We start from the raw sequence: 21,370 nt of genomic DNA, 5'->3' as shown, positions 1-21,370 counted from the left end.
TTAACTGTTTTTGACTAAGCCAATTTTTTGTATTTGATCCGCTTTGGCGTCGCGTCCGAGCCCAGGCGCTTTTTACGGTTTTCCTCGTATTCAGAGAAGTTTCCTTCAAACCAATAAACCTGAGAATCACCTTCAAAAGCAAGAATATGCGTTGCAACGCGATCCAGGAACCACCGGTCGTGGGAAATGATCACCGCGCAGCCTGCAAAGTTCTCTAAACCTTCTTCTAGCGCTCGTAATGTGTTGATATCCAAATCGTTGGTAGGCTCATCGAGTAAAAGCAAGTTTCCGCCTTCCTTCAATGTCATAGCCAAATGCACTCGGTTTCTTTCTCCACCAGACAGGTTACCCACTTTCTTTTCCTGGTCACCGCCGCCGAAGTTGAAACGGCTCACATAAGCCCTTGCATTGGATTGCTTACCTGCGATCATGATCCAGTCATTTCCGTCTGCAATGCTTTGGTAAACGGTTTTGGCAGGATCCAGATTATCGTGTTCCTGATCCACGTAAGCCAGTTCAACCGTGTCACCCACGTCAAAATGTCCTTCCAATGGTTTCAGCTGGCCTGTTATGAGTTTAAAAAGCGTGGTCTTACCCGCACCGTTTGGTCCGATGATGCCGACAATGCCGTTTGGAGGCAATGCAAAGTTCAGGTTTTCATATAAAAGCCTGTCTCCAAAGCCCATTGACACATTATGCGCTTCAATAACCTTGTTTCCAAGACGAGGTCCAGCCGGGATAAAGATCTCCAATTTTTCCTCTTTCTCGCGACCCTCTTCCCCCAATAAGCGCTCGTAAGCACCCAAACGCGCTTTGGATTTCGCCTGACGCCCTTTCGCGCCCATGCGCACCCATTCCAGCTCGCGCTGCAATGTTTTCTGGCGTTTTGACTCTGTTTTCTCTTCTTTTTTCAGGCGTTCCTGCTTTTGTTCAAGCCAGGAAGTGTAATTTCCTTTCCACGGAATGCCTTCGCCGCGATCCAGTTCCAGGATCCAGCCAGCCACATTATCAAGGAAGTAACGATCGTGGGTTACGGCGATAACGGTTCCTTTATATTGTCTCAAATGCTCTTCCAGCCACAAAACTGACTCAGCATCCAAGTGGTTGGTTGGCTCATCCAAAAGCAAAACATCAGGCTGGCGAAGCAAAAGGCGGCATAGTGCAACCCTGCGTTTTTCACCACCCGAAAGTGTCGAAACCAGCGCATCAGAAGGCGGGCAACGCAATGCGTCCATCGCAACTTCCAGGCGGTTATCCAAATTCCAAGCGTCCGTCGTGTCGAGTTTTTCCTGCACTTCTCCCTGACGTTCAAGGAGTTTATCAAAGTCTGCGTCCTCTTCACCGAAGGCTTCGTTGATCTGTTCAAATTCCTTTAAAAGGTCAACGATTTCCTGAACGCCTTCTTCTACAACTTCTCTTACAGTCTTCGTTGGGTCTAGTTTCGGCTCTTGTTCAAGCATGCCCGCTGAATAACCGGGAGAAAAAACCACGTCTCCCTGGATATCCTTATCAATTCCTGCTATAACGCGCAAAAGCGTCGATTTACCTGATCCGTTTAAACCTAAAACCCCGATTTTTGCACCATAAAAAAAGGATAAATAGATGTTTTTAATGATATGCCGGTTTGGGGGAATGATTTTGTTAACCCCCGACATTGAGAAAATAATGGTTTCGTTACTCATTTTTTGTTTAATTTGTGCGTAACAAATATCGTTATTATCCCTACACTTAGCAGATAAAAAAATTGAAAGAATGGAAAATGCCACATTGAATGATGAATACGGCTATGTTAAAGACAGCAAAGTATTTTTAAAGGGGTATTTGGATTTCCCCGACCGGCAAATTGGAGAAGTAAAGAGAACTGAGCAGGAAGCGATTGATTACTTTAAGAATCGTTTTAATATCGTTCTGAACAAAGTGGAGCAGTTGGAACAAGAAATAGATGAGGCACTTAACAAGGGTTCTTATCTTACCAAGCTGATCCAGCTTCAACGTAAGCTTAAAGGTTTTGATGCACTTGGGGACTTTGTTCCGTTGCTGCAAAGACTGGAAGAAAAAGAGGAATATCTGAAAGGTTTGATCGAAGTTAACCAACTTAAAAACCTGGAAATCAAGCGGGCTTTGATTGAAGATGTGAAGGTTGCAGCTGCTATTGAAGATTACACTGCGGCAACTGACCAGATTCAGGAAATTAAAGCCAAATGGATCCGCACAGGTCCGGTGGAGAAAGAATATCAGGAAGAAGTTGAGACTACATTTCAGCAAATCCTGGACGATTTCTTCCAACGCCGCCGCGACTATTTCGACGAACAGAATAAAATCAACCAGTATCGCATTGAAGAATATGAGAAGCTGATCAAGATCACGAAAACATTGAGTTATTCGCGTGATCTGGATGATGCATATCAGAAAGCAAGAGACGTGCGCAATGCCTGGAATAATATAGGGGAAGTGCCGCCAAAGCGCTTTTTCAAGGTTAATAAGGCTTACAGGCACTTTTTGAAATTGTTTTATGACAAATACAATCTTGCAAAAGGCATTGAACCGAAAGTTCGTGTTGACCCAAGGATCGTAGAACAACAAAAATTGCTGCAACAAGCTGAAACATTGCTTCGCGCGCCAGACATTATCGAAGCTTCGCAGGAAGCAAAAGTCCTTTTGAGCAAATGGAAAGAGATCAAAATTCCTTTCAAAATGGCTGATAAGGAGCTTGCCGAGCGTTTCAGAATGGTTTGCGACAAGATATTTGAGCTTAGTTATCTTGCCCGCGTGATCAGCCGTAAATATCCTGCATTTGAACTAAAAAGCCCGGAAGAGCAGCTTAGAACGAAATACAGAGAACTTGAATGGCTTGCAAAACGCGAAAAAAGCGATCTGGAATTTGCGATACTTGAATTCGACAGGACTGCAACCGGCGATCCTGAACAAGACAAGCAAGCAGCAGGCCGCATCAATATTCAAAAGCGGAAGGTGCAGATGAAAGAAAAGATCCTTTCAGAATTCGAAAGAAAATTGAAAACCATTACGGGTTAGTCAAATAAGGGCTAACGCTTATTTAGCGACCCGCATTGAAGACTGATTAATAACAAGATTTGAAGGCAATACCCTGGTCTCATATTCGGCCGGGGTATTTTTGCTTTCTATCAAATCCAAAAGCAGCGACGTCGCTTGCTGGCCCATTTCAAAAGAAGGCTGCGTAACCGAACTTACCGGCGGATCAAGCAAAGAAGACATCGCCAGATCGCAAAATCCCACCACGGCAACATCGTCAGGCATGCGGTAACCGAGCTGCCGCAATGCCCAGTGAATGCCCATCGTAATGCGGTCGCTGGCGCCGAAAATGGCATCCGGGCGCTCGCGTAAGGCCATGAGCTGATAAGTGCGTTCCGTTCCGCCGGACTGTGTGATTTCGCTGTGCAGGACCCACTCTTCCTTAAAATCAATGTCGTATTTTCGCAAAGCATCCTTATAACCTTCGAGGCGAAATCGCGTAATGGAAACCGGCTTTGGCCCCGCAATGTGGGCAATGCGGCGGCAGCCTCTTTTAATCAAATGTTCAGTTGCCTCGAAAGCACCCTTGTAATCATCCACACGCACTTTATGCGTCTGCATGGCATCGCTCACCCGATCAAAAAACACAACCGGAATGCCTTGTTCCTGCAAAGAAACGAAATGATCAATGTTCTCAGACTGGCTGGAAATGGCCACAACCAAACCATCGACCCGGCGAGAAGCAATGTGCCTGGATGCGGAACGCTCCCGCTCCAATTGCTCATGACTTTGGTAAATCATGGTGTGATAACCGCGGCTGTAAGCAATGTCCTCCACGCCGCCAATGGCTGAGGAATAAAACCGGTTCGCAATGTCGGGAACGATCACACCAATGGTCTGTGTGCGGTTTTTGAGCAAACTGATCGCAATGGGATTGGGATAGTAATTAAGCTTTTCGGCCAATGCTATCACCTTGTTTTTCGTATCCTCACTGATCTCGCTGCTGTCCCGCAACGCTCTGGAAACAGTTGATTTGGAAACATTCAGTTGCTTCGCAATTTCCTTAATTGTGATCGAAACCTTTTTCATCGATTTTTATGGGAATAATACAATCTTAACATTTTGTATAAAGAATGCATTAATGCGTGATTGTTGCACAAATTAGTAAAACAGTGGTTAGTTCCGGGAAAAATTACGCAAACGGGAACGGTTCCGGGAACGGTTGCGTAGATTTATTGATTTTTTTCAAGATTAATTTTTGTGTATCAACGAATCAATGTTTAAACTAGGTTCAGTGTTGACGATGCTAGCGCACCTCACACCACTACTAATCCTGGAAATTTTCTATAATTAACCTAGTTCATTAATGGAAGCAAAATCATTTACCGCAACATTGCCGCCTGTCCATTCCCAGAAAAGTGCTTTGGAAAGTTTATTTGGCAGAGTGGTGGCAACGGGAGATTACCATGCTTTTCGCGAATTGTTCACCCATCATTACCGGGCACTTTGTAATTACGCCATGCGTGTAGTAGTAACCCGTGAGATTGCGGAGGAAGTGGTTTCAGATGTCTTTGTAAAACTTTGGAAAAATCGGGAGCAGATTGAGGTGCATACTTCTTTTCAGGCTTACATTTACAGGGCAGTCCGCAACCAGGCACTGGATTATCTGAAACTCAGGATACACAGGCAAAATGAGCGTGAATCGCTGGATTCGGTGCAATGGAACATGACGCATGCGGATCATTTCTCGCCCGTCGAGGAATTGTCGTTCAATGAATTTTTTGAACATGTTGAAGGCTGCATCCAGGCATTGCCACGCCAGTGCCAGCTGATTTTTCGTCTGAGCAGGGAAGAAGGGTTGCGTTACCGCGACATTGCAGAGAAGCTCGAAATTTCAGTCAAAACAGTGGAAACACAAATGAGCAGAGCATTAAAAGTGCTCCGGGAACGCGTTCCTGAGCATAGGTTAGTAGCATAATTACGAACAATGGCATTAGAACAAACATGGCGCTGGTTTGGGCCGAATGATCCGGTTTCGCTGCAGGATATCCGCCAGGCCGGAGCAACAGGAATTGTAACTGCATTACACCACATCCGCAACGGAGAAGTTTGGGAAATAGCAGAAATCCAGGCAAGAAAAGAAATGATCGAACAAGCCGGCCTCACCTGGTCGGTGGTCGAAAGCGTTCCTGTGCATGAAGCGATTAAAACGCGGACCGGGAATTTTGAGACTTATATCAAAAATTACCAGCAAACATTAATCAACCTCGGTGCATGCGGCATCGACACGGTTTGCTACAATTTCATGCCCATTCTGGACTGGACACGCACCGATCTGGACGCGCCTATGAAGGATGGTTCAACCGGTTTGCGATTTGACGCAGCCCAGTTCGCAGCGTTTGATCTGTATCTTTTGAAAAGACCGGAAGCAGCAGACGATTACACGGACGAGCAAAAGCAAAAAGCCAAAAATTGGCTGGATAATGCTGAGGAAGCGCAGGTTAATAAGCTAGTTAGAAACATTATAGCCGGCTTGCCTGGCTCGGAAGAAAGCTTCACCATTGAAGAGTTCAGGACTGCATTAAGCGCTTATGCACAAGTGGGCGACCTGGAATTGCGGACACATTTATACCAGTTTATCCAGGCCATTGCACCTGTTGCAGAGCAGGCAGGGGTTCGGCTGGCGATCCATCCGGATGATCCTCCTTATCCGATTTTGGGCCTTCCAAGAGTTGTAAGCACTGAAAATGATGCATTGTTATTATTGGAAGCCTACGATCACGAGGCAAATGGCATCTGCTTTTGCACCGGCTCCTATGGCGTAAGGCCTGACAATGATCTCAGCGGAATGGTCGACAGGCTGGGTAACCGCATCCATTTCATCCATTTGCGGGCGACAAAAAGAGAGCACGACGGAAGCTTTTATGAAGCCGACCACCTCGATGGCGATGTAGACATGTATAATGTTATGAAAGCATTGCTAACCGAGCAGAAACGCAGAATTGAGGCGGGAAGAACAGATTTAAGAATGCCATTCCGACCGGATCACGGCCACAGAATGCTCGACGATCTTTCCGGCACAAAAAGGACAAATCCGGGTTATACAGCCATTGGCCGCCTGCGTGGACTGGCTGAGCTGCGCGGATTGGAATATGCAATTGAGAGAAGCTATCCGAACATATAATGACAACAATCGCTACTGCACAAAAAACATTCATATCCGACGATTTTTTGCTTCGTTCGGAGACTGCCCGCACGCTGTATCATGAGTTTGCGAAAGAAATGCCGATCATCGATTATCACTGCCACCTTCCTCCGGATCAGATTGCGGCGGATAAGCAGTTTGAAAATTTGACACAGATCTGGCTTTACGGCGATCATTACAAATGGCGCGCAATGCGGGCAAATGGCATTAATGAGCGTTTTTGTACAGGCGATGCCAGCGATTGGGAGAAATTTGAACAATGGGCAATTACGGTTCCTTACACGATGCGTAACCCGCTGTATCACTGGACACACCTGGAACTGCTGCGTTATTTTGACATTGATATTTTATTAAATAAAGATTCAGCAAGAGAAATTTATGACGAATGTTCGGCGAAATTGAAGCAGCCGGATTTTTCTGTTAAAAATCTGCTGAAACGCATGAATGTGAAGGTAATCTGCACCACGGACGATCCTACCGACTCGCTGTCGGACCATCAGGCGATTAAAGACAGTGGTTTTGATATTAAAGTTTTGCCAACATTCCGGCCCGACAAGGCCATGTTGCTGATTGATTCCCCGGAAGAATTTAACCGATATCTGACCAAACTAGCGGAATCTTCGGGCTTGGGTGAGATCGATTCTTATGAAAGTCTGCTGGCTGCATTGCAAAACCGCCATGACTTTTTTGCGTCCATGGGCGGTAAACTTTCTGATCACGGATTAGAGCATATTTACGCATCTTTTGACGAAGAGGCTGCAAAACAAGCATTCGCAGTTGCCCGAAACGGTCAGCTTCCCAGCGATGCACAACGTGAAGCATTTAAATCAATGGTGCTTTTTGAAACGGCTAAAATGGATCATGCCAAATCGTGGACGCAGCAGTTTCACCTGGGTGCATTGCGCAATAACAACGCGCGTATGCTTCGCGAGCTCGGTCCGGACACGGGCTGGGATTCCATTGGCGATTACAGTCAGGCGCAGGCCATGTCTAAGTTTTTTAATAAACTGGATTCCACGAATCAGCTGGCGAAAACCATTCTTTACAACCTCAATCCCGCGGATAATGAAGTGCTTGCAACCATGACCGGGAATTACAATGATGGCACCGTTGCCGGTAAAATGCAATTTGGATCCGGATGGTGGTATCTTGATCAGAAAGATGGCATGGAACGGCAAATGAATGCATTGTCGAACATGGGTTTACTGAGCCGTTTTGTGGGAATGCTAACGGACTCGCGCAGCTTCCTTTCTTACCCACGCCACGAATATTTCCGCCGTATCCTTTGTAATATAATCGGGAATGATGTTGAAAATGGCGAGCTTCCGAATGACATGCCATGGCTTGGCAAGCTCGTTGAGGACATTTCTTATCGGAATGCAAGTAATTATTTCGGATTTTAGCTACGTTTACATATCCATTAATTCATCAAATTCCAGGCCTGGTTGAGATTTTCTTTTGCCAGGCCCACCGTTCCGGATATGGCTCAAATAGTTTCTTTTGGAGAAGTCCTCATGCGGCTTTCTACACCTGGTTTTTCCCGTTTTGAACAAGCCCGTCAATTAAATGTCACTTACGCAGGCGGCGAAGCAAATGTTTCGACAGCCCTCGCTTACTGGGGACATCATACTGCGCACGTAACCCGCTTTCCCGATTCGCCGATTGGCCGTGCAGCAGCGCAATATCTGCATTTCCATGGCGTAGATGTGTCTCATATCATTTACGGCGGCCCTCGAATGGCCGTTTATTTCCTGGAAACGGGTGCCGCGCTGAGAGGCAGTCAGATTGTTTATGACCGTGCGAATTCCTCGCTTGCGGAGATCGATCCGGCAGAAATTGATTGGGACAGCATTCTGAAAGATGCAAAGTGGTTTCATTGGGCAGGCATTACGCCCGCACTTTCGCAGGGAGCAGCTGACGCACTTTTGGCAGGAATAAAAACAGCAAGAAAATATGGGTTAACCGTCTCCGGAGACATTTTTTACCGGGCAAATCTCTGGAAATATGGTAAAAAACCTTCCGAGATCTTACCTGAGCTGACCGCAGGAACGGATATTGTTATCGCGAACAGTGAAAATATAAAGGAGATTTTCGGCATTGGAGGAAACGATTTTGTAGAATCCTGTGTCAACTTTCAGAAGGAATATCCTCAGGTCAAAACAATTGTAGACACAAAACGGACTTCCATAAGCGCTTCTCACAATCTGTTAAGGGCATATTTATGGAATGGGACTGAATTGCTGGAGACGGCTGACACGGAAATTAATCCAATCATCGACAGGGTAGGAGGCGGAGACGCATTCATTGCCGGATTGATTCATGGGTTAATTACTTTCGACGACCAGCAAAAAGCGCTGGAATTCGGCGTGGCGGCTTCGGCATTGAAGCACACAATTGAAGGCGACGCATTGATCTCGACCATTCAGGAAGTGGAGGCGATCAGGCAGGGTGAGACTTCGGGCAGGATCAAACGTTGATCCGCCAATTTTCACAAAATCACGATTACTGATTCCAAAAAGACATATCATGGACAGGGAAACGACATTGACACTATTAAACAAAGTCGGCGTGCTGCCGCTGTTTTATCATAGTGATATAGAAATTGCAAAAGAAGTGATTAACGCGAGTTACCGCGGCGGAGCACGTGCATTTGAATTTACCAACCGCGGCGACAGTGCATTCACTGTTTTTACTGAGCTTGTTGCTTACACAAAAGAAAGTCTTCCAGGCCTTTCGATGGGCATAGGGACCATTTATGATGTCGAAACGGCTCAAAAATTCATTGGTGCCGGTGCCGATTTCGTCGTTACTCCCTGCCTGAATCCCGCAGTGGGGCTGGCTTGTGCGGCAGCAAACATTCCCTGGATTCCGGGTGTGTCGACATTGACTGAAATTTATAATGCACAGCAGGCCGGCGCTGAGGTCGTGAAGTTATTCCCGGGCGACGTGGTAGGTTCGAAGTTCATCAGAGCGATTCGCGGACCGATGCCTAATGTGAAAATTATGGTAACCGGAGGCGTTCAGCCAACAGCAGAAAGCATTAACGAATGGTTTGGTGCAGGCGCTTATGCCGTTGGTTTAGGCTCAAATCTGTTTCCAAAAGAAGTTATTGCGGAAGGCAATTATTCGTGGATCGAGCAGAAAGTTGCGGAGAGCATTGCCTTGGTTGCAGAGTTCCGTAAGGTCTCGTAATACATTTGACATTCAACTTCTTGAAAGCGGGACCTAATCTCTTTTACGTTCCGCTTTTTTGCGTTCACGCTTTTTCTTGCGCTCTTCGCGTTTCTCCTTCCGCTTCTCTTTGCGTTCTTTTCTGACTTCTTTAATGGTTTCTTTGACACTCATGGAAGGGTCATACTCAGCTTTAAAAGCCTCTACATACGCATTACGGAGCACATTGATGATGATTGGCCAGAGATCCGTTGTAATGTCACCGACAGTTCCTTTCAGCGGAATGCGCGTCGCCACCTGATCCTTTTTCTTATTTTCCAAAACGAAAGCACCGCCTTCTGCCAGCAGTTCCCGGAAAAACTGGCTCACATTGCGGTTTTCTTCCTTCATTTTAAAAATCTGCATGTCCTTGGTCAGCGGCTTAAGATAACCTTCGAGGTTGCCATCGACCATTTTCATCTCGCTCACCAGGCTCATTGTGCCTTTTTCAAAATCAATGTCTCCATACCGGCGGGAAAGACTGTTAAGCTTCACCAATTGCAGATTATCGAGTTTGAGATTATAATCGAAGTCGGGAATTTTTTTTAAAAGCAGCATATCGGCTGTGAAAAGCATTGTGCCGCCAAAGCCAGGCATATCGCCGGTTGCCTTAACAGGCGAGGGCAGCGATTTCCCTTTTTGCTCTATGTTCCGGATATTGGTGATTTCGAGTTGAAAATTGTTGAGTGTAAGATCTGTTTTCGGCTGGCTTACAATGCTGGTAAGGTCTACTTTTCCATTAATGACCTGAAAACGGTTTATTTCAATGGGTAAAAGATCTTTAATCACTTGCGTCCAGTCGTTTTCCGCACCCGTCTGACTTGCTTGCTCATTGCTGCTGAATGCGAAATTGATCTCGGGATTACGGCAAACGACTTCGCTAACCAACTTTCCTTTCATCAATGATTCCCATTGCACCGATAGATCCATTTCAGGAATCAGGATAAACGGTTCTTTTATTTTGCCATTCACCTTTCTGATATTCATGCCTTCAATCTGATAGGCGCCGCGGATCAGATGAATGTCCACATCATCTATATGACCCGTGTAACCGTCCATATCGGCAAGGACTTTGTTGACATAACGAACTACGAAATAGGGGAGTAAGAGCCGGGCTACGATTAAAATAATGACGATACTGAGGAGTATTTTTACGGATCTTTTCACGTTTTATGGATGTATTCGGAAACACACTTTTTTGCAAGTTTGAACGAGTCAAAATCGTGCCAATGCAAGTGTTCACCCCGGAGCAAAAAGCGTTTTACCCTCTTAATCATAAAGACTTATGTTAATTGCCGCAATCATTTTATCAGTCGTTTTTACCTCGTTGGGCTTTCTGGTTACAGCGAGCAATGCCAAATATATTCTCTCCGGCTACAACACTATGTCCGAGGCGGACCGGGCGAAGATGGATATCAATGCGTATATCCGGTTCTTCCGAAAATTCCATGTCGTTCTGGGCATCACATTACTGGTCGGCTTTTTCATTATCAAGCTGCTCAATAACAACTGGGCGGGATCTTTCATCATTATTTATCCGCTCCTGGCTTATGTTTATCTCGTGGCAAAAGGCAGCACATTTTATCGCGGAACAAATGGTCAGCGCTCTGCAACCTATGTGATTATGGCCATTTTGCTGGTCATCACCGTTGGGATCGGGATGCAGCTTTATTCCAGTCTGCAAAACAGTGAGCTGGTTCTTTCCGGTAATGCGCTTGAAATCAAAGGTATGTACGGCATGAAACTGAGCAAAAGCGATATTTCAAAAGTTGAGCTGGTTCCAGCACTTCCGCCTATTTCTTACAAATCCAATGGTTTTGCAGCTGGCGATTTCGCTAAGGGCAATTTTGTGACGGAAGACGGCCGTTCTGTGAAGCTTTTTGTCAATAAAAAAACAAATCCGTTTCTGTTTATTACAACAAAAACGGATCGGATCTATTATAGCTCAGACGCGGTTGCCTCGCAAAAGCTTTATGACAAGTTAAAGCTTTGGAATGCTAACTAATGTCAATTTTAGCTGTGTCTGCACCGGGCACAATGCGCAGACTGTCAATCACTTCCTGATCTGCCATGTGTGATTTCACAGCTTCTGAAAATCCTGGTAACAAGGTAAGATCGGTGTCCCAAAGCGAATCGTCGGCCATTACTCTTTCTGCAAGATCCAAGGGTGAAGCGGCTGTTTTCCACATTTCATCAAAATAAGCAGCTGAATCGCAGCGGATTGAGTAAGGCTGGCCATCACGGTCTCCGTAATAATTGCCGTCGCGATGCACAACGGGTCTCACAAATTTCAGGAATGCGGCAAAACCTTTGGCAAAAAGCTCCGGCACCTGATCTGAATTTTTATAATGATTAAGCAATGTTGGAATGTTCCGCATGCGCATTTTGGCCGTGTATTGCACCGTAATGTCAATGAGCTGGTGACGGATAAAGGGATTGCGGAAACGGTCTAAAACCTGGTTGCCGAATTCCTCCGCGCGCGCCGGATCCACTGCATAGGGAATCGCGGGAGCCAGTTCTTTCAACATTACATCCTGGATGTAGGAAGCCGTTTCCGGGTTCTCCATGCTTTCCCGCACCGTATCCAGGCCATGCAGGAAACAAAGTCCGCAGGCGAGCGTGTGCGTGCCATTAAGCAGCCTTAGTTTCAATTCTCTGTAAAGATCAATATCGGGTTCAATGATCACGCCCTTGTCTGCCTCCGCAAAAGTCAGAACGGATCTGACATGCGCGCTTCCTTCGATGGCCCACAGTCTATAAACCTCTGAAACAATCAGCAAATCATCCTGGTAACCCTGCTTTTCCGAGATTAACGCCACGGTTTCAGCGTCCGGCTTGCCGGGCACAATGCGGTCAACCAGTGAGCTGCAAAAGTGATTGTGCTCTTCAAGCCACTGGACAAATTTTTCGTCCAGATTATGCCTTTTGGCTTGTTCTAAAACAATGTCACGCAACTTTTGCCCGCTATTAACGATAAGCTCAGTTGGAATAATCACCATCCCTGACTCTGCACTTCCACCAAATGCATTGAAGCGCTCATATAAATAAGCCGTCAGTTTTCCAGGATAGGAAGCGGGGGGACTTGCGAAAATATCGTCATCCGTCAGTTGAATGCCGACTTCTGTTGTATTGGAAATAACAATGCGTAATTCTGAATTATGTGCGCATTGCAGGATCTCAGCCCAATTGTTATTTGCCGAAATGGTGCGGCTGATGGCGCTGTTGATCACCAATTCATCCACCTGCGCTCCGTTCTCAATGCCGCGGATGCTGTGTGAAAAAATGTTTTGCTGAGCTGCAAATGCATCTGTCCCACCCGTGTTTGTAGACTTTACAACCACGATCCTTCCGTTGAAAATCCCTTGCTGATTCGCCTTATTTACAAAATAATCGGGCAAGCCGCGCAGCAGCACGCCGGTGCCAAACTGAATGATCTTTTCAGGCAATGCGAGCAGATTTTGATGATTTGGCAACAGTTCGGGACGCTGGTCCAGAAGTTCGGGGGAAAGCTGCGGTAGGGACATTTTAGTAATGAATAGTTGTTAATATCAGGACGTGATTTTAAATCAAAAACCCCTAAGCAAAAAAGACGCCGGAAGGCGTCTTTTTTGCACTGAAACATTAATATTTTATTGAAAACGGCTCCTAAACGTCCACAGTCGCGTATCCGCTTTCTTCTTTTTCTTTTTCTCTTCAGGGAAGATGAAGTTTGTGGCATTTTTTACCTTTTCAGGGAGCAAAGCGTATTCCAGCACTTCATCAATCTGATCCACATAATGGAACGACAAGTCCTTAATGTAGTTAGCAGGTACCTCCTCCACATCTTTGCGATTCTTCACACAAAGGATAATCTCCTTCACACCCGCGCGACGGGCTGCCAAAATTTTCTCCTTAACACCGCCAACAGGCAAAACTTTTCCTCTTAATGTAATCTCACCCGTCATGGCAATGAAAGGTTTCACCCTGCGCTGCGTGAATATCGACGCCATCGAAGTCACCATTGTTACACCCGCAGACGGTCCGTCTTTCGGCACAGCACCCGCCGGAACGTGCACATGCAGGTCGTAATGGTTGAAGATCCTGTAATCGATGCCTAAGCGGTCTGCATTGGCTTTCAGATAAGATAATGCGGCCACCGCCGATTCCTTCATCACGTCGCCAAGCTGTCCGGATAATGTCAGATTTCCTTTTCCGCGGCTGAGGCTGGTTTCTATAAAAAGAATCTCACCGCCCACCGAAGTCCAGGCGAGGCCTGTGACAACGCCGGCAAAGTCATTGTCCTGATAAAGATCTTTGTCAAAAATCTCTGCACCCAGATATTTTTCAATCTGCTCAGACTTGATCGTTTTCGGATATTCCTGCTCCATAGCAACCGATTTCGCGATTTTACGAACAACCGAACCAATCTTCTGCTCCAAATTCCGAACGCCGGATTCTCTGGTGTAACCTTCAATGATCTTCGTCAGCGCAACATCGTCAATTTTAATGTCCGTTGATTTCAGTCCGTGGTCCTTGCGTTGTTTCGGAACAAGATAACGTTTAGCGATCTGTAATTTTTCTTCGATCGTGTAACCCGTCATTTCAATGATCTCCATCCGGTCACGCAATGCAGGGTGGATCGTGTCCAGTGCATTGGCCGTAGCCACGAACAAAACTTTCGAAAGATCGTATTCGACTTCGAGATAATTATCTGTAAATGAGGAATTTTGTTCCGGATCAAGCACTTCAAGCAAAGCCGAAGAAGGATCGCCGCGATAGTCGGAGCTTACTTTATCAATCTCATCCAGAATAAAGACAGGATTGGCATAACCCGCTTTTTTAATGTTCTGAATGATTTTTCCCGGCATAGCGCCGATATATGTTTTTCTGTGACCGCGAATCTCAGCCTCATCATGCACGCCGCCGAGCGCCATTCTGATATATTCACGATTCAATGCTTTTGCAATGGATTTTCCCAAAGAGGTTTTACCAACCCCCGGAGGGCCATAAAGACAAAGAATAGGTGCTTTCAGGTTACCTTTTAGCTTCAAAACAGCCAGATATTCAATGATCCTTTCTTTTACTTTTTCCAAACCAAAATGATCTGCGTCCAGCACTTTTTGCGCACGAACCAGGTCAAAGTTGTCTTTGGTATATTGCCCCCAAGGCAGATCAACAAGCGTTTCCAGGTAATTCATAGTCACCGGATATTCTGGTGCCATGGGATTAATGCGTTGCAGCTTAGCCAATTCCTTTTCAAAATGACTGCGAACAGAATCCGACCATTTTTTCTGACTTGCTTTCAAACGGATCTCATCCAGATCGCGCTCAGGGCTGTCCATGCCGAGCTCATCGTGCAGGACTTTGATTTGTTGTCTTAGGAAATAATCGCGTTGCTGCTGGTCGATGTCGGAGCTCGCTTTCGTCTGGATTTCTCTTTTCAGTTCCAGCATTTCAATCTCACGCATCATATACTGAAGCAGCAATGTTGCCTGCTTATGGCCGTTTCTTTCTTCAAGAAGCTTCTGCTTATCAGCAACTTCCACATTAATGTTTGAAGAAAGGAAATGGATCAGGAAAATTGGACTTTCAATGTTATCGAGTGCAATGCGTGCCTCTTGCGGAATTTCCGGGTTAAGGCGCATAATCTTGTGCGCACCATCACGTAACGATTGCAAAAGTGCCTTCGACTCTTTCTTAGTCGGACCCACGAATGAGTCGTCAATTGCCTTTACTTCGGCTGTCAGATAAGGCTCTTCGTGCAGAATGGTTTTGATCTCAAAACGCTGTCTTCCCTGCACAATGATCGTCACATTCCCATCGGGCAAGGTGATCATTTTCAAGATCTGAGCAACGGTTCCGACATTGTAAAGATCCTCAGCCGTAGGGTCTTCCTTGTTAGGAATTGCCTGTGTTACAGCTCCTAATATGCGTTGATTGATATCAGAGTTCCTGTAAATTTTCTTCACTAACCGAATGGCTTTTTGACGCACAACGGTTACGGGTATTACCATTCCGGGGAAAAGCACTGTTTGCCTGATAGGCAGTATCGCAAGTTCTTCAGGGAGTTCAAATGGCTCGTCGGAGCCATCGGGGCCACCAAGAGGGACAATTTCAAGGCTATCCATATCCGAATCGGACATGAGGAGCCGACTATATAAGTCAGAAGGTTCAAATTTCATAGGCATTCTGTCAAAATGACAGATAATCTTTTCCCAATATATAAATAATGACTTTCAAAAGAAAGGGATAATAAAACAAAAAGGCCATGCCAATCAAGGCTCTGTCAGGCTTTTTTTAGTGACCAAAATGCGGTCAAAGAATGTGTACAGCTTGTCCCTTTTTAAACAGAAATGTGCGCTTTTCCGTTGCGTTTTTGATGTTCGTCATGTTAACCTGATCATCAAAAACTTCCATAAGTGTGCTGTTTTGCAGTTTATACCCATTCAGGGAGCCCTGAAATGGAATTTCAAGATAAACCCAGGTTGCATCCTCCTCTTGCTCTTTCCCTACATACTTCATTGCCACCGGCTTTTTCTGACCGTCCATCAGCACAAACGATTTTTGAATGTATCGCTCGACCAACGGATCATTTTTGTCATCATTTTTTATAACAACGCGCTGTTTGTCATTTCCTTGTGATAACCCTCTTTCAAGATCATCGGTGAACATGCGAATGCTGACTTCGAAGCTCTTAATTGCAGGATTATACTGCATCTGCGTGACGCTCACATGATAGTCGTGAACGGACGATGACAGTGCCAATAAGCAAAAAAAGAAGGAAAGGAAAGAGCGCTAAACTCTTTCTGCTTTCCTTCTTTTGACTAAAAAATAATTTAAAATACTGCTTTCCAAACATCATTAAATATCGCAAAAGCCATCAGGCCAAGTAAAAGCACCATGCCGACTTTCTGAGCATTTTCAAGGAATCTATCGGAAGGCTTACGTCCTGAAATGATCTCGTAAGAAAGAATCACCGCATGTCCGCCGTCCAATGCCGGAATAGGCAGCGCGTTCATGAATGCTAGCACCATAGAAAGCAATCCTGTCAAATACCAGAAACGGCTCCAATCCCAAACGCCACCAAACATCCGGGCAATGCCGATCGGTCCGCTCAGTGCTTTTGAGGCAGAAACTTCCCCTCTGAATATCTTACCAAAACCTTTAATGTTATTGTAAACAACCGCGAATGCATCGCCTGTTCCAACAGAAATTGCCTGTGGCAAAGAATATTCAATGGCTGTATAATTCAGCAGACTTTCAGGATAAAAACCCAACGTTCCATCTTCGTCAACAGTCGCATTCAATGTCTTTTGTTCTGCGCCGCGTTCAACAATAATGTCTGCTTTTTTACCCTTCAAACTTTGCAGCTGACCTTGCAATTCATGAAAAAACTGGATCGGCTGGCCATTGATGGAAACCACTTTGTCGCCGGTTTGCAAACCTGCCTTCTGAGCGGGTGATGCCGGAACCACTTCTCCGATCTTAAACGGTTCAAGCGGACGTATAAAGCTTCTTTTCTCCTCAGGATCAGATAGTTTTTCGATAAAGTTATTTGGAATATCGATCTCAACTTCTTTGCCTGCGCGATCAACAGTGTAAGAGCTGTTACTTCCCAGCAAAACTTCCGAACTGCCTAATTCGTCGAAATTCGTGAACGGTTTGCCATTAACCCTTACAATTTTATCGCCCGTTTGCAGGCCGATTTCCTTTGCAAGATCGCCTGCTACAATGCCGTATTTGTTAACTTCTGTGCTGGAAAGATATTTGTCTCCCTGATTGTAGGCAATGACGATAAATATGAAAATACCGACAATCACATTGACAATAATCCCGCCTAACATCACGACCAAACGCTGCCACGCTGGTTTTGAACGGAATTCGTAAGGCTGAGGCTCTTTACTCATTGCCTCGGTGTCCATGGATTCGTCTATCATTCCGGAAATTTTCACGAAACCGCCCAGTGGGATCGCGCCAATGCCATATTCTGTTTCTCCTTTTTGAAAGCTGAATATCTTCGGAGGAAAACCAATGAAGTATTTTTCAACTCGCATCCCAAACATTTTCGCAGCAAACATATGCCCCCATTCGTGCAACCCTACCAAAATTGATAAGCCCAGAATGAGCTGTCCTGCCATTATTAATACTTCCATTCAGGTTTCAGTAATCGTTATTTGTTATTAATTAAAGTACTAAATCTAATTATTAAAATCCTTAATCCACTATACGAACTAAGAAACGTAATTGTACTCTGTAAAGTTACGCAAATATGACCATAACATTATTAACGCCGCTTTTCGGTGTCTAAACGGCATTTTTATTTGTGAGATCAATGTCGATGCCCATCATACGCATTAACTCGGAAGCGTTGAAACTCTTGCAGATTCCCTGGTGCAGCCTGTAATCAAACAGCAGCTGGCCATTTTCGACGTCGGACCTGAAATGGAAGTTGTGGACATAATTTTCGGTCGCGCCCCACTCGCCAAGTTCAAGATCGTGCGTTGAGACGAGCCCTGAGGCCTTTTTCATGTGTAATTGCCTGATCAATGCTTCGGCTCCGCGATGCCGGTCGGACGAATTGGTGCCTTTCAGGATTTCATCGAGCAAATAGAAAACCGGCGCAGCATTGTTTTCATCGGCCAGTTCGAGGAGCTTTCGCAGCCTTTTTAATTCCGCATAAAAGGACGACGTGCTCTCTTCAAGCGAATCCTGCGTGCGCATGCTACTGAAAACACGAACGGGCGAACCGGTAAAATGCTTTGCACTCACCACAGCGCCTGTTTGCGCAAGCACAAAATTCAATCCGATAGTCCTTAAAAATGTGCTTTTCCCGGACATATTGGATCCTGTCACCAAAATGGTGTGACCCGTCCCGGAAACTTCAAAATCGTTGCTGATCCGGCGATCGGCCGGAATGAGCGGATGGCCCATTTCCACTGTTTTCACCTGAAATTCCGGTGACTCAATTACATTCGGCGCAATGTAATCGGGATTAGCAAAGGCGTGTCCGCCGAGGCTGTTCATTGCTTCTGCATCAGCCAGCACGTCCAGCCAGTCGGCCAGTTTATCGTGGTAATTTTGCTTCCAGGTTTCGAGTGCAGCCAGACAATGAATGTCCCAGAGCGTTGGTATGCCTACAAAAAGCGAGAAAAAGATATTATTCCGGAAATCGAGGCGGTCAAAAACGTTCCCAACTTGTTTTAATGCATCTGACGAATGTTCAATCCGTGCCTTGCGGCTAAGCCACCATTGCGCCTGATATGGAAATGTCTGCGCTATTTCCAGGATTTCGCCATATGAAACCAATGTTTTTCCTAATGCCGCCGTCTTGTTCGTGACGGAATCAACATATGCTTTGAAACGACCGATCAGCACAGCATTTATCGCAACACATAGTAACAAAGGCCAGGCGGGCACAACAGAAAACAAAAACAGCAGCGCAACAAGGACAGTCACAACGCTGAACCAGCGTAAAGGCAGCAATCGTGCTAAATCCTTATCCATGAATTCAGTTGACCATTTCCGGAAATCGCCCACCTGGGCTGGAGCGTGCTCGTGCAGCAATGCCGTGGCTTCTAATGTCTGGATGAGTTCGGGATGCTTGCTGAATTCTGCTGCTGCTGCCTGACGCAGTTTAATTTCATTGACATCCGCATGATTTTTGAGCCAGTTTGCAAGACGCTGGCTTCCCTCTCCGGTGCGAGCCCTGTTAAGCAATTTATACAGCGAATAGTCACCAAATATGTCCAAATCGCTTCCGAATGCGTGTTCTTTTTCCTGGAATTGCAATCCGGAATCTGTTCTTGTAAACCGAAATGAAAGTCTGTCGAGCTCGTCTGTGTTGATAATGCCGAGGTTACGCTGAAAATCACGCAGCTTACGTGCGGCTTGCTGCCGGCGCATGGAAATCAGGAAAACAATGAGTAAACCAAGTGCTGCTAAACCCCAAAGTGGCTGACTTTGATTATTCCAAAGCCATAGGAAAAAAATCATTGCAAAGAAAACGGCCAATCTTGCTATGGCAAGCTGATTGAAATTTTGCAATGCTGCCGCTTCGGCAATGGCCGCTTTGTCTTTTTCAGTTTCAAAAAATACTTTCGAAGATTTTTGGGTCGTGCTGGTTTCCATCAATTGCTTTCTGCTGTTTCAAATTGCAATTTGATCAGATTTGCGTACAAACCATTGTCCATAACCGTTAATTGCTGATGCGTTCCCGATTCTGCAATGCGGCCTTCCCGGATCACGTAGATCATATCCACCTTTCTGATCGTTGCCAAACGGTGCGCTATGACGATCGTGGTGCGGTTTTTCATTAATTCATCCAATGCGATCTGCACCAGTTTTTCGGATTCTGCGTCCAGTGAACTCGTCGCTTCGTCGAGGACCAGAATTTTTGGATCTTTTAAAATTGCCCTCGCAATTGCAATGCGCTGGCGCTGACCGCCCGAAAGCTTAATGCCGCGTTCACCTACGATCGTATCAAATTTTTCAGGGAAGGTTTCGATAAATTCAAGGGCGTGGGCACGCTTGGCGGCATCGTAAATTTCTTCACGCGAAGCGGCCGGTCTTCCGTAAGAGATGTTTTCATAAATGGTGCCTCCAAAAAGCATCACTTCCTGCGGCACAATGGCAATGTTCTTGCGCAATTCCGTGAGTCCGAATGCGTTCAACGGCTTGCCGTCGATCAGGATATTGCCCATTTGGTGATCATAAAAGCGCATGAGCAACTGGATAATCGTCGATTTTCCTGCTCCGCTATAACCTACCAAAGCAATCTTCTCACCAGCGCGAATGTTGAACGAAATGCCTTTCAGCACGGGCAAGTCCGGGCGGGACGGATATGAGAAATGCACGTCTTCATAGGCAATGTTTCCTTCAATCGGACTTGCCGGAACGGTCCGGGCTGTTTCAAGATCCAGTTCAGGCTTTTCTTCCAAAATCTCGAAAATCCTCTCAGAAGCTCCGATAACGCGGTTAATCTGCGCATACAGATCGCCCATGCCGCTGATGGAAGCGCCTATGAACGTGGTGTAAAGAATGAATGTGAACAGATCTGAAAGTCCAAATTCACCCGCCTGCACCAGTCCGGCACCATACCAGATCACTCCGACAATGCCGCCAAAAAGCGCGAAAATGACAAAGGATACGAAGCCACCCCGAAATGCAGCGGCGTAAAGCGAAAGATCAACAACTTGCTTCAAAATTGCCTGATAACGGTTTACTTCCAGCGGCTCGTTGGTGAACGCTTTCACCACATTAACCGACTGCAATGTTTCCTCCACAACAACATTCGCTGCCGCCAACTGATCCTGCACTTTTTTGGAAAGCCTGCGCTGATGGCGGCCGAAAAACACAGAAGCAATCACCAGAACGGGAAATGTCGCGAGCATAAAAAGGGTTAGTTTCCAGGAAGTGTAAAAAAGGATGGAAACGCCGACGATCAATGTCGCAACCTGTCTGAAAACCTCGGCTAATGTGAAAGAGAGCAAGCCTTGGAGTTGCGAAACGTCGGATGTAATGCGGCTTGTAAGCTCACCCACGCGCCTTTGTTCTAAAAAAGAAATGGGTAAGGTGATGATTTTGGTAAAAACATCTGACCTGATATTGGTCATGGCCAGCTCACTCACTTTTGTAAACAAATAGACCCTGAAATAGGAGAACACGGCCTGACAAATCAGCACCAGAAATAGAAAAAGAGTGATTTGATTGATTGTATAGGGTGACTTTCCTTCGATGACTTCGATAATGCTTCCGACCAATTTGGGAAAAGCGAGCGAGGTTGCTGTGGAAAGTGCAAGAAATATAAGCCCGATGATAAATGTAAGCCGGTAAGGTTGGAGATATTTGAGCAGATCAAGCGTGGTTTTAAGCCCTTGCCAGCTTATTTTCCGCACCGCAAATGGTGATGCCTGATCGGGATTCGTGTCACTGTTAGCCATTAAGATTTGATATAGTGCATATTGAAACGCATATTTTGGGAATAAT

General features: G+C 45.7%; 16 protein-coding genes. 7 read left to right on the top strand and 9 right to left on the bottom strand.

The annotated features are described in order from the left end of the window. Positions 1-14: 14 nt before the first annotated feature. The gene (ettA, locus tag AC0IYG_RS03565) at positions 15-1,682 is read right to left on the bottom strand and encodes an energy-dependent translational throttle protein EttA (RefSeq protein ID WP_471709654.1); all 1,668 of its coding nucleotides are present in this window, start codon (positions 1,680-1,682) and stop codon (positions 15-17) included. A 70-nt stretch (positions 1,683-1,752) separates the two neighbouring features. On the opposite strand from ettA, the gene AC0IYG_RS03560 reads away from it, so the two are divergent. Then, complete coding sequence (locus tag AC0IYG_RS03560) at positions 1,753-3,033, top strand: DUF349 domain-containing protein (RefSeq protein ID WP_471709653.1); 1,281 nt, start codon at positions 1,753-1,755, stop codon at positions 3,031-3,033. Between the two features lie 18 nt (positions 3,034-3,051). On the opposite strand, the gene AC0IYG_RS03555 is transcribed toward AC0IYG_RS03560, so the two are convergent. Further along, complete coding sequence (locus AC0IYG_RS03555; protein ID WP_471709652.1) at positions 3,052-4,080, bottom strand: LacI family DNA-binding transcriptional regulator; 1,029 nt, start codon at positions 4,078-4,080, stop codon at positions 3,052-3,054. A 277-nt stretch (positions 4,081-4,357) separates the two neighbouring features. Here AC0IYG_RS03555 and AC0IYG_RS03550 point away from each other — a divergent pair, with 277 nt between their 5' ends. The 5 genes from AC0IYG_RS03550 (at position 4,358) to AC0IYG_RS03530 (ending at position 9,388) form a co-directional block, all read left to right on the top strand. Next, positions 4,358-4,969 (top strand): RNA polymerase sigma-70 factor, encoded by a 612-nt coding sequence (locus AC0IYG_RS03550; RefSeq protein ID WP_471709651.1) that lies wholly within the window; start codon positions 4,358-4,360, stop codon positions 4,967-4,969. Positions 4,970-4,978: 9 nt separating this feature from the next. Continuing rightward, a complete protein-coding gene (gene uxuA / locus AC0IYG_RS03545; RefSeq protein ID WP_471709650.1) occupies positions 4,979-6,175 on the top strand; it encodes a mannonate dehydratase in 1,197 nt (398 codons plus the stop codon). Next, on the top strand, positions 6,175-7,599 hold the full coding sequence (gene uxaC, locus AC0IYG_RS03540) for a glucuronate isomerase (protein ID WP_471709649.1): 1,425 nt from the start codon (positions 6,175-6,177) through the stop codon (positions 7,597-7,599). Before uxuA ends, uxaC begins: the two co-directional genes overlap by 1 nt. Positions 7,600-7,677: 78 nt before the next feature. After that, positions 7,678-8,673, top strand: a complete 996-nt coding sequence (locus AC0IYG_RS03535; protein ID WP_471709648.1) for a PfkB family carbohydrate kinase — start codon at positions 7,678-7,680, stop codon at positions 8,671-8,673. 49 nt (positions 8,674-8,722) lie between these two features. Next, entirely contained in the window at positions 8,723-9,388 is a 666-nt protein-coding gene (locus AC0IYG_RS03530; protein WP_471709647.1) for a bifunctional 4-hydroxy-2-oxoglutarate aldolase/2-dehydro-3-deoxy-phosphogluconate aldolase, read from the top strand. Positions 9,389-9,421: 33 nt separating this feature from the next. Here the strand turns inward: AC0IYG_RS03530 and AC0IYG_RS03525 are convergent, their stop codons facing one another. Further along, positions 9,422-10,573 carry a DUF748 domain-containing protein gene (locus AC0IYG_RS03525; RefSeq protein WP_471709646.1) on the bottom strand — a complete coding sequence of 384 codons (1,152 nt, stop codon included), beginning with the start codon at positions 10,571-10,573 and terminating at the stop codon, positions 9,422-9,424. Positions 10,574-10,691: 118 nt separating this feature from the next. Between AC0IYG_RS03525 and AC0IYG_RS03520 the strand changes: the two genes are divergently transcribed. Continuing rightward, positions 10,692-11,411 carry a DUF3784 domain-containing protein gene (locus tag AC0IYG_RS03520; protein WP_471709645.1) on the top strand — a complete coding sequence of 240 codons (720 nt, stop codon included), beginning with the start codon at positions 10,692-10,694 and terminating at the stop codon, positions 11,409-11,411. Here AC0IYG_RS03520 and AC0IYG_RS03515 read toward each other — a convergent pair. The 6 genes from AC0IYG_RS03515 to AC0IYG_RS03490 all read right to left on the bottom strand — a co-directional run bounded on the left by AC0IYG_RS03515 (position 11,404) and on the right by AC0IYG_RS03490 (position 21,324). Next, a complete protein-coding gene (locus tag AC0IYG_RS03515) occupies positions 11,404-12,930 on the bottom strand; it encodes a tagaturonate reductase (protein ID WP_471709644.1) in 1,527 nt (508 codons plus the stop codon). The genes AC0IYG_RS03520 and AC0IYG_RS03515 overlap by 8 nt on opposite strands. A 105-nt stretch (positions 12,931-13,035) precedes the next feature. Continuing rightward, entirely contained in the window at positions 13,036-15,567 is a 2,532-nt protein-coding gene (gene lon, locus AC0IYG_RS03510) for an endopeptidase La (RefSeq protein WP_471709643.1), read from the bottom strand. Positions 15,568-15,700: 133 nt separating this feature from the next. After that, on the bottom strand, positions 15,701-16,150 hold the full coding sequence (locus AC0IYG_RS03505) for a DUF6702 family protein (RefSeq protein ID WP_471709642.1): 450 nt from the start codon (positions 16,148-16,150) through the stop codon (positions 15,701-15,703). A gap of 71 nt (positions 16,151-16,221) precedes the next feature. Further along, positions 16,222-17,538: an RIP metalloprotease RseP gene (rseP, locus tag AC0IYG_RS03500; RefSeq protein WP_471709641.1), complete on the bottom strand. Its 1,317-nt coding sequence runs from the start codon at positions 17,536-17,538 to the stop codon at positions 16,222-16,224. 151 nt (positions 17,539-17,689) lie between these two features. After that, complete coding sequence (locus AC0IYG_RS03495; protein WP_471709640.1) at positions 17,690-19,513, bottom strand: MutS-related protein; 1,824 nt, start codon at positions 19,511-19,513, stop codon at positions 17,690-17,692. After that, positions 19,513-21,324 (bottom strand): ABC transporter ATP-binding protein, encoded by a 1,812-nt coding sequence (locus AC0IYG_RS03490; RefSeq protein ID WP_471709639.1) that lies wholly within the window; start codon positions 21,322-21,324, stop codon positions 19,513-19,515. Before AC0IYG_RS03490 ends, AC0IYG_RS03495 begins: the two co-directional genes overlap by 1 nt. Positions 21,325-21,370 lie beyond the last annotated feature (46 nt).

It is taken from the genome of Dyadobacter sp. AC419, assembly GCF_979253085.1.
This window is presented reverse-complemented; position numbering and strand designations above follow the sequence as displayed.

Coding starts and splice junctions, on each gene's coding strand:
- AC0IYG_RS03490 (WP_471709639.1), bottom strand. CDS start 21,324: ATGGCTAACAGTGACACGAATCCCGATCAGGCATCACCATTTGCGGTG.
- AC0IYG_RS03555 (WP_471709652.1), bottom strand. CDS start 4,080: ATGAAAAAGGTTTCGATCACAATTAAGGAAATTGCGAAGCAACTGAAT.
- AC0IYG_RS03530 (WP_471709647.1), top strand. CDS start 8,723: ATGGACAGGGAAACGACATTGACACTATTAAACAAAGTCGGCGTGCTG.
- uxaC (WP_471709649.1), top strand. CDS start 6,175: ATGACAACAATCGCTACTGCACAAAAAACATTCATATCCGACGATTTT.
- lon (WP_471709643.1), bottom strand. CDS start 15,567: ATGAAATTTGAACCTTCTGACTTATATAGTCGGCTCCTCATGTCCGAT.
- rseP (WP_471709641.1), bottom strand. CDS start 17,538: ATGGAAGTATTAATAATGGCAGGACAGCTCATTCTGGGCTTATCAATT.
- AC0IYG_RS03550 (WP_471709651.1), top strand. CDS start 4,358: ATGGAAGCAAAATCATTTACCGCAACATTGCCGCCTGTCCATTCCCAG.
- uxuA (WP_471709650.1), top strand. CDS start 4,979: ATGGCATTAGAACAAACATGGCGCTGGTTTGGGCCGAATGATCCGGTT.
- AC0IYG_RS03495 (WP_471709640.1), bottom strand. CDS start 19,513: ATGGAAACCAGCACGACCCAAAAATCTTCGAAAGTATTTTTTGAAACT.
- AC0IYG_RS03560 (WP_471709653.1), top strand. CDS start 1,753: ATGGAAAATGCCACATTGAATGATGAATACGGCTATGTTAAAGACAGC.
- AC0IYG_RS03515 (WP_471709644.1), bottom strand. CDS start 12,930: ATGTCCCTACCGCAGCTTTCCCCCGAACTTCTGGACCAGCGTCCCGAA.
- AC0IYG_RS03520 (WP_471709645.1), top strand. CDS start 10,692: ATGTTAATTGCCGCAATCATTTTATCAGTCGTTTTTACCTCGTTGGGC.
- AC0IYG_RS03535 (WP_471709648.1), top strand. CDS start 7,678: ATGGCTCAAATAGTTTCTTTTGGAGAAGTCCTCATGCGGCTTTCTACA.
- ettA (WP_471709654.1), bottom strand. CDS start 1,682: ATGAGTAACGAAACCATTATTTTCTCAATGTCGGGGGTTAACAAAATC.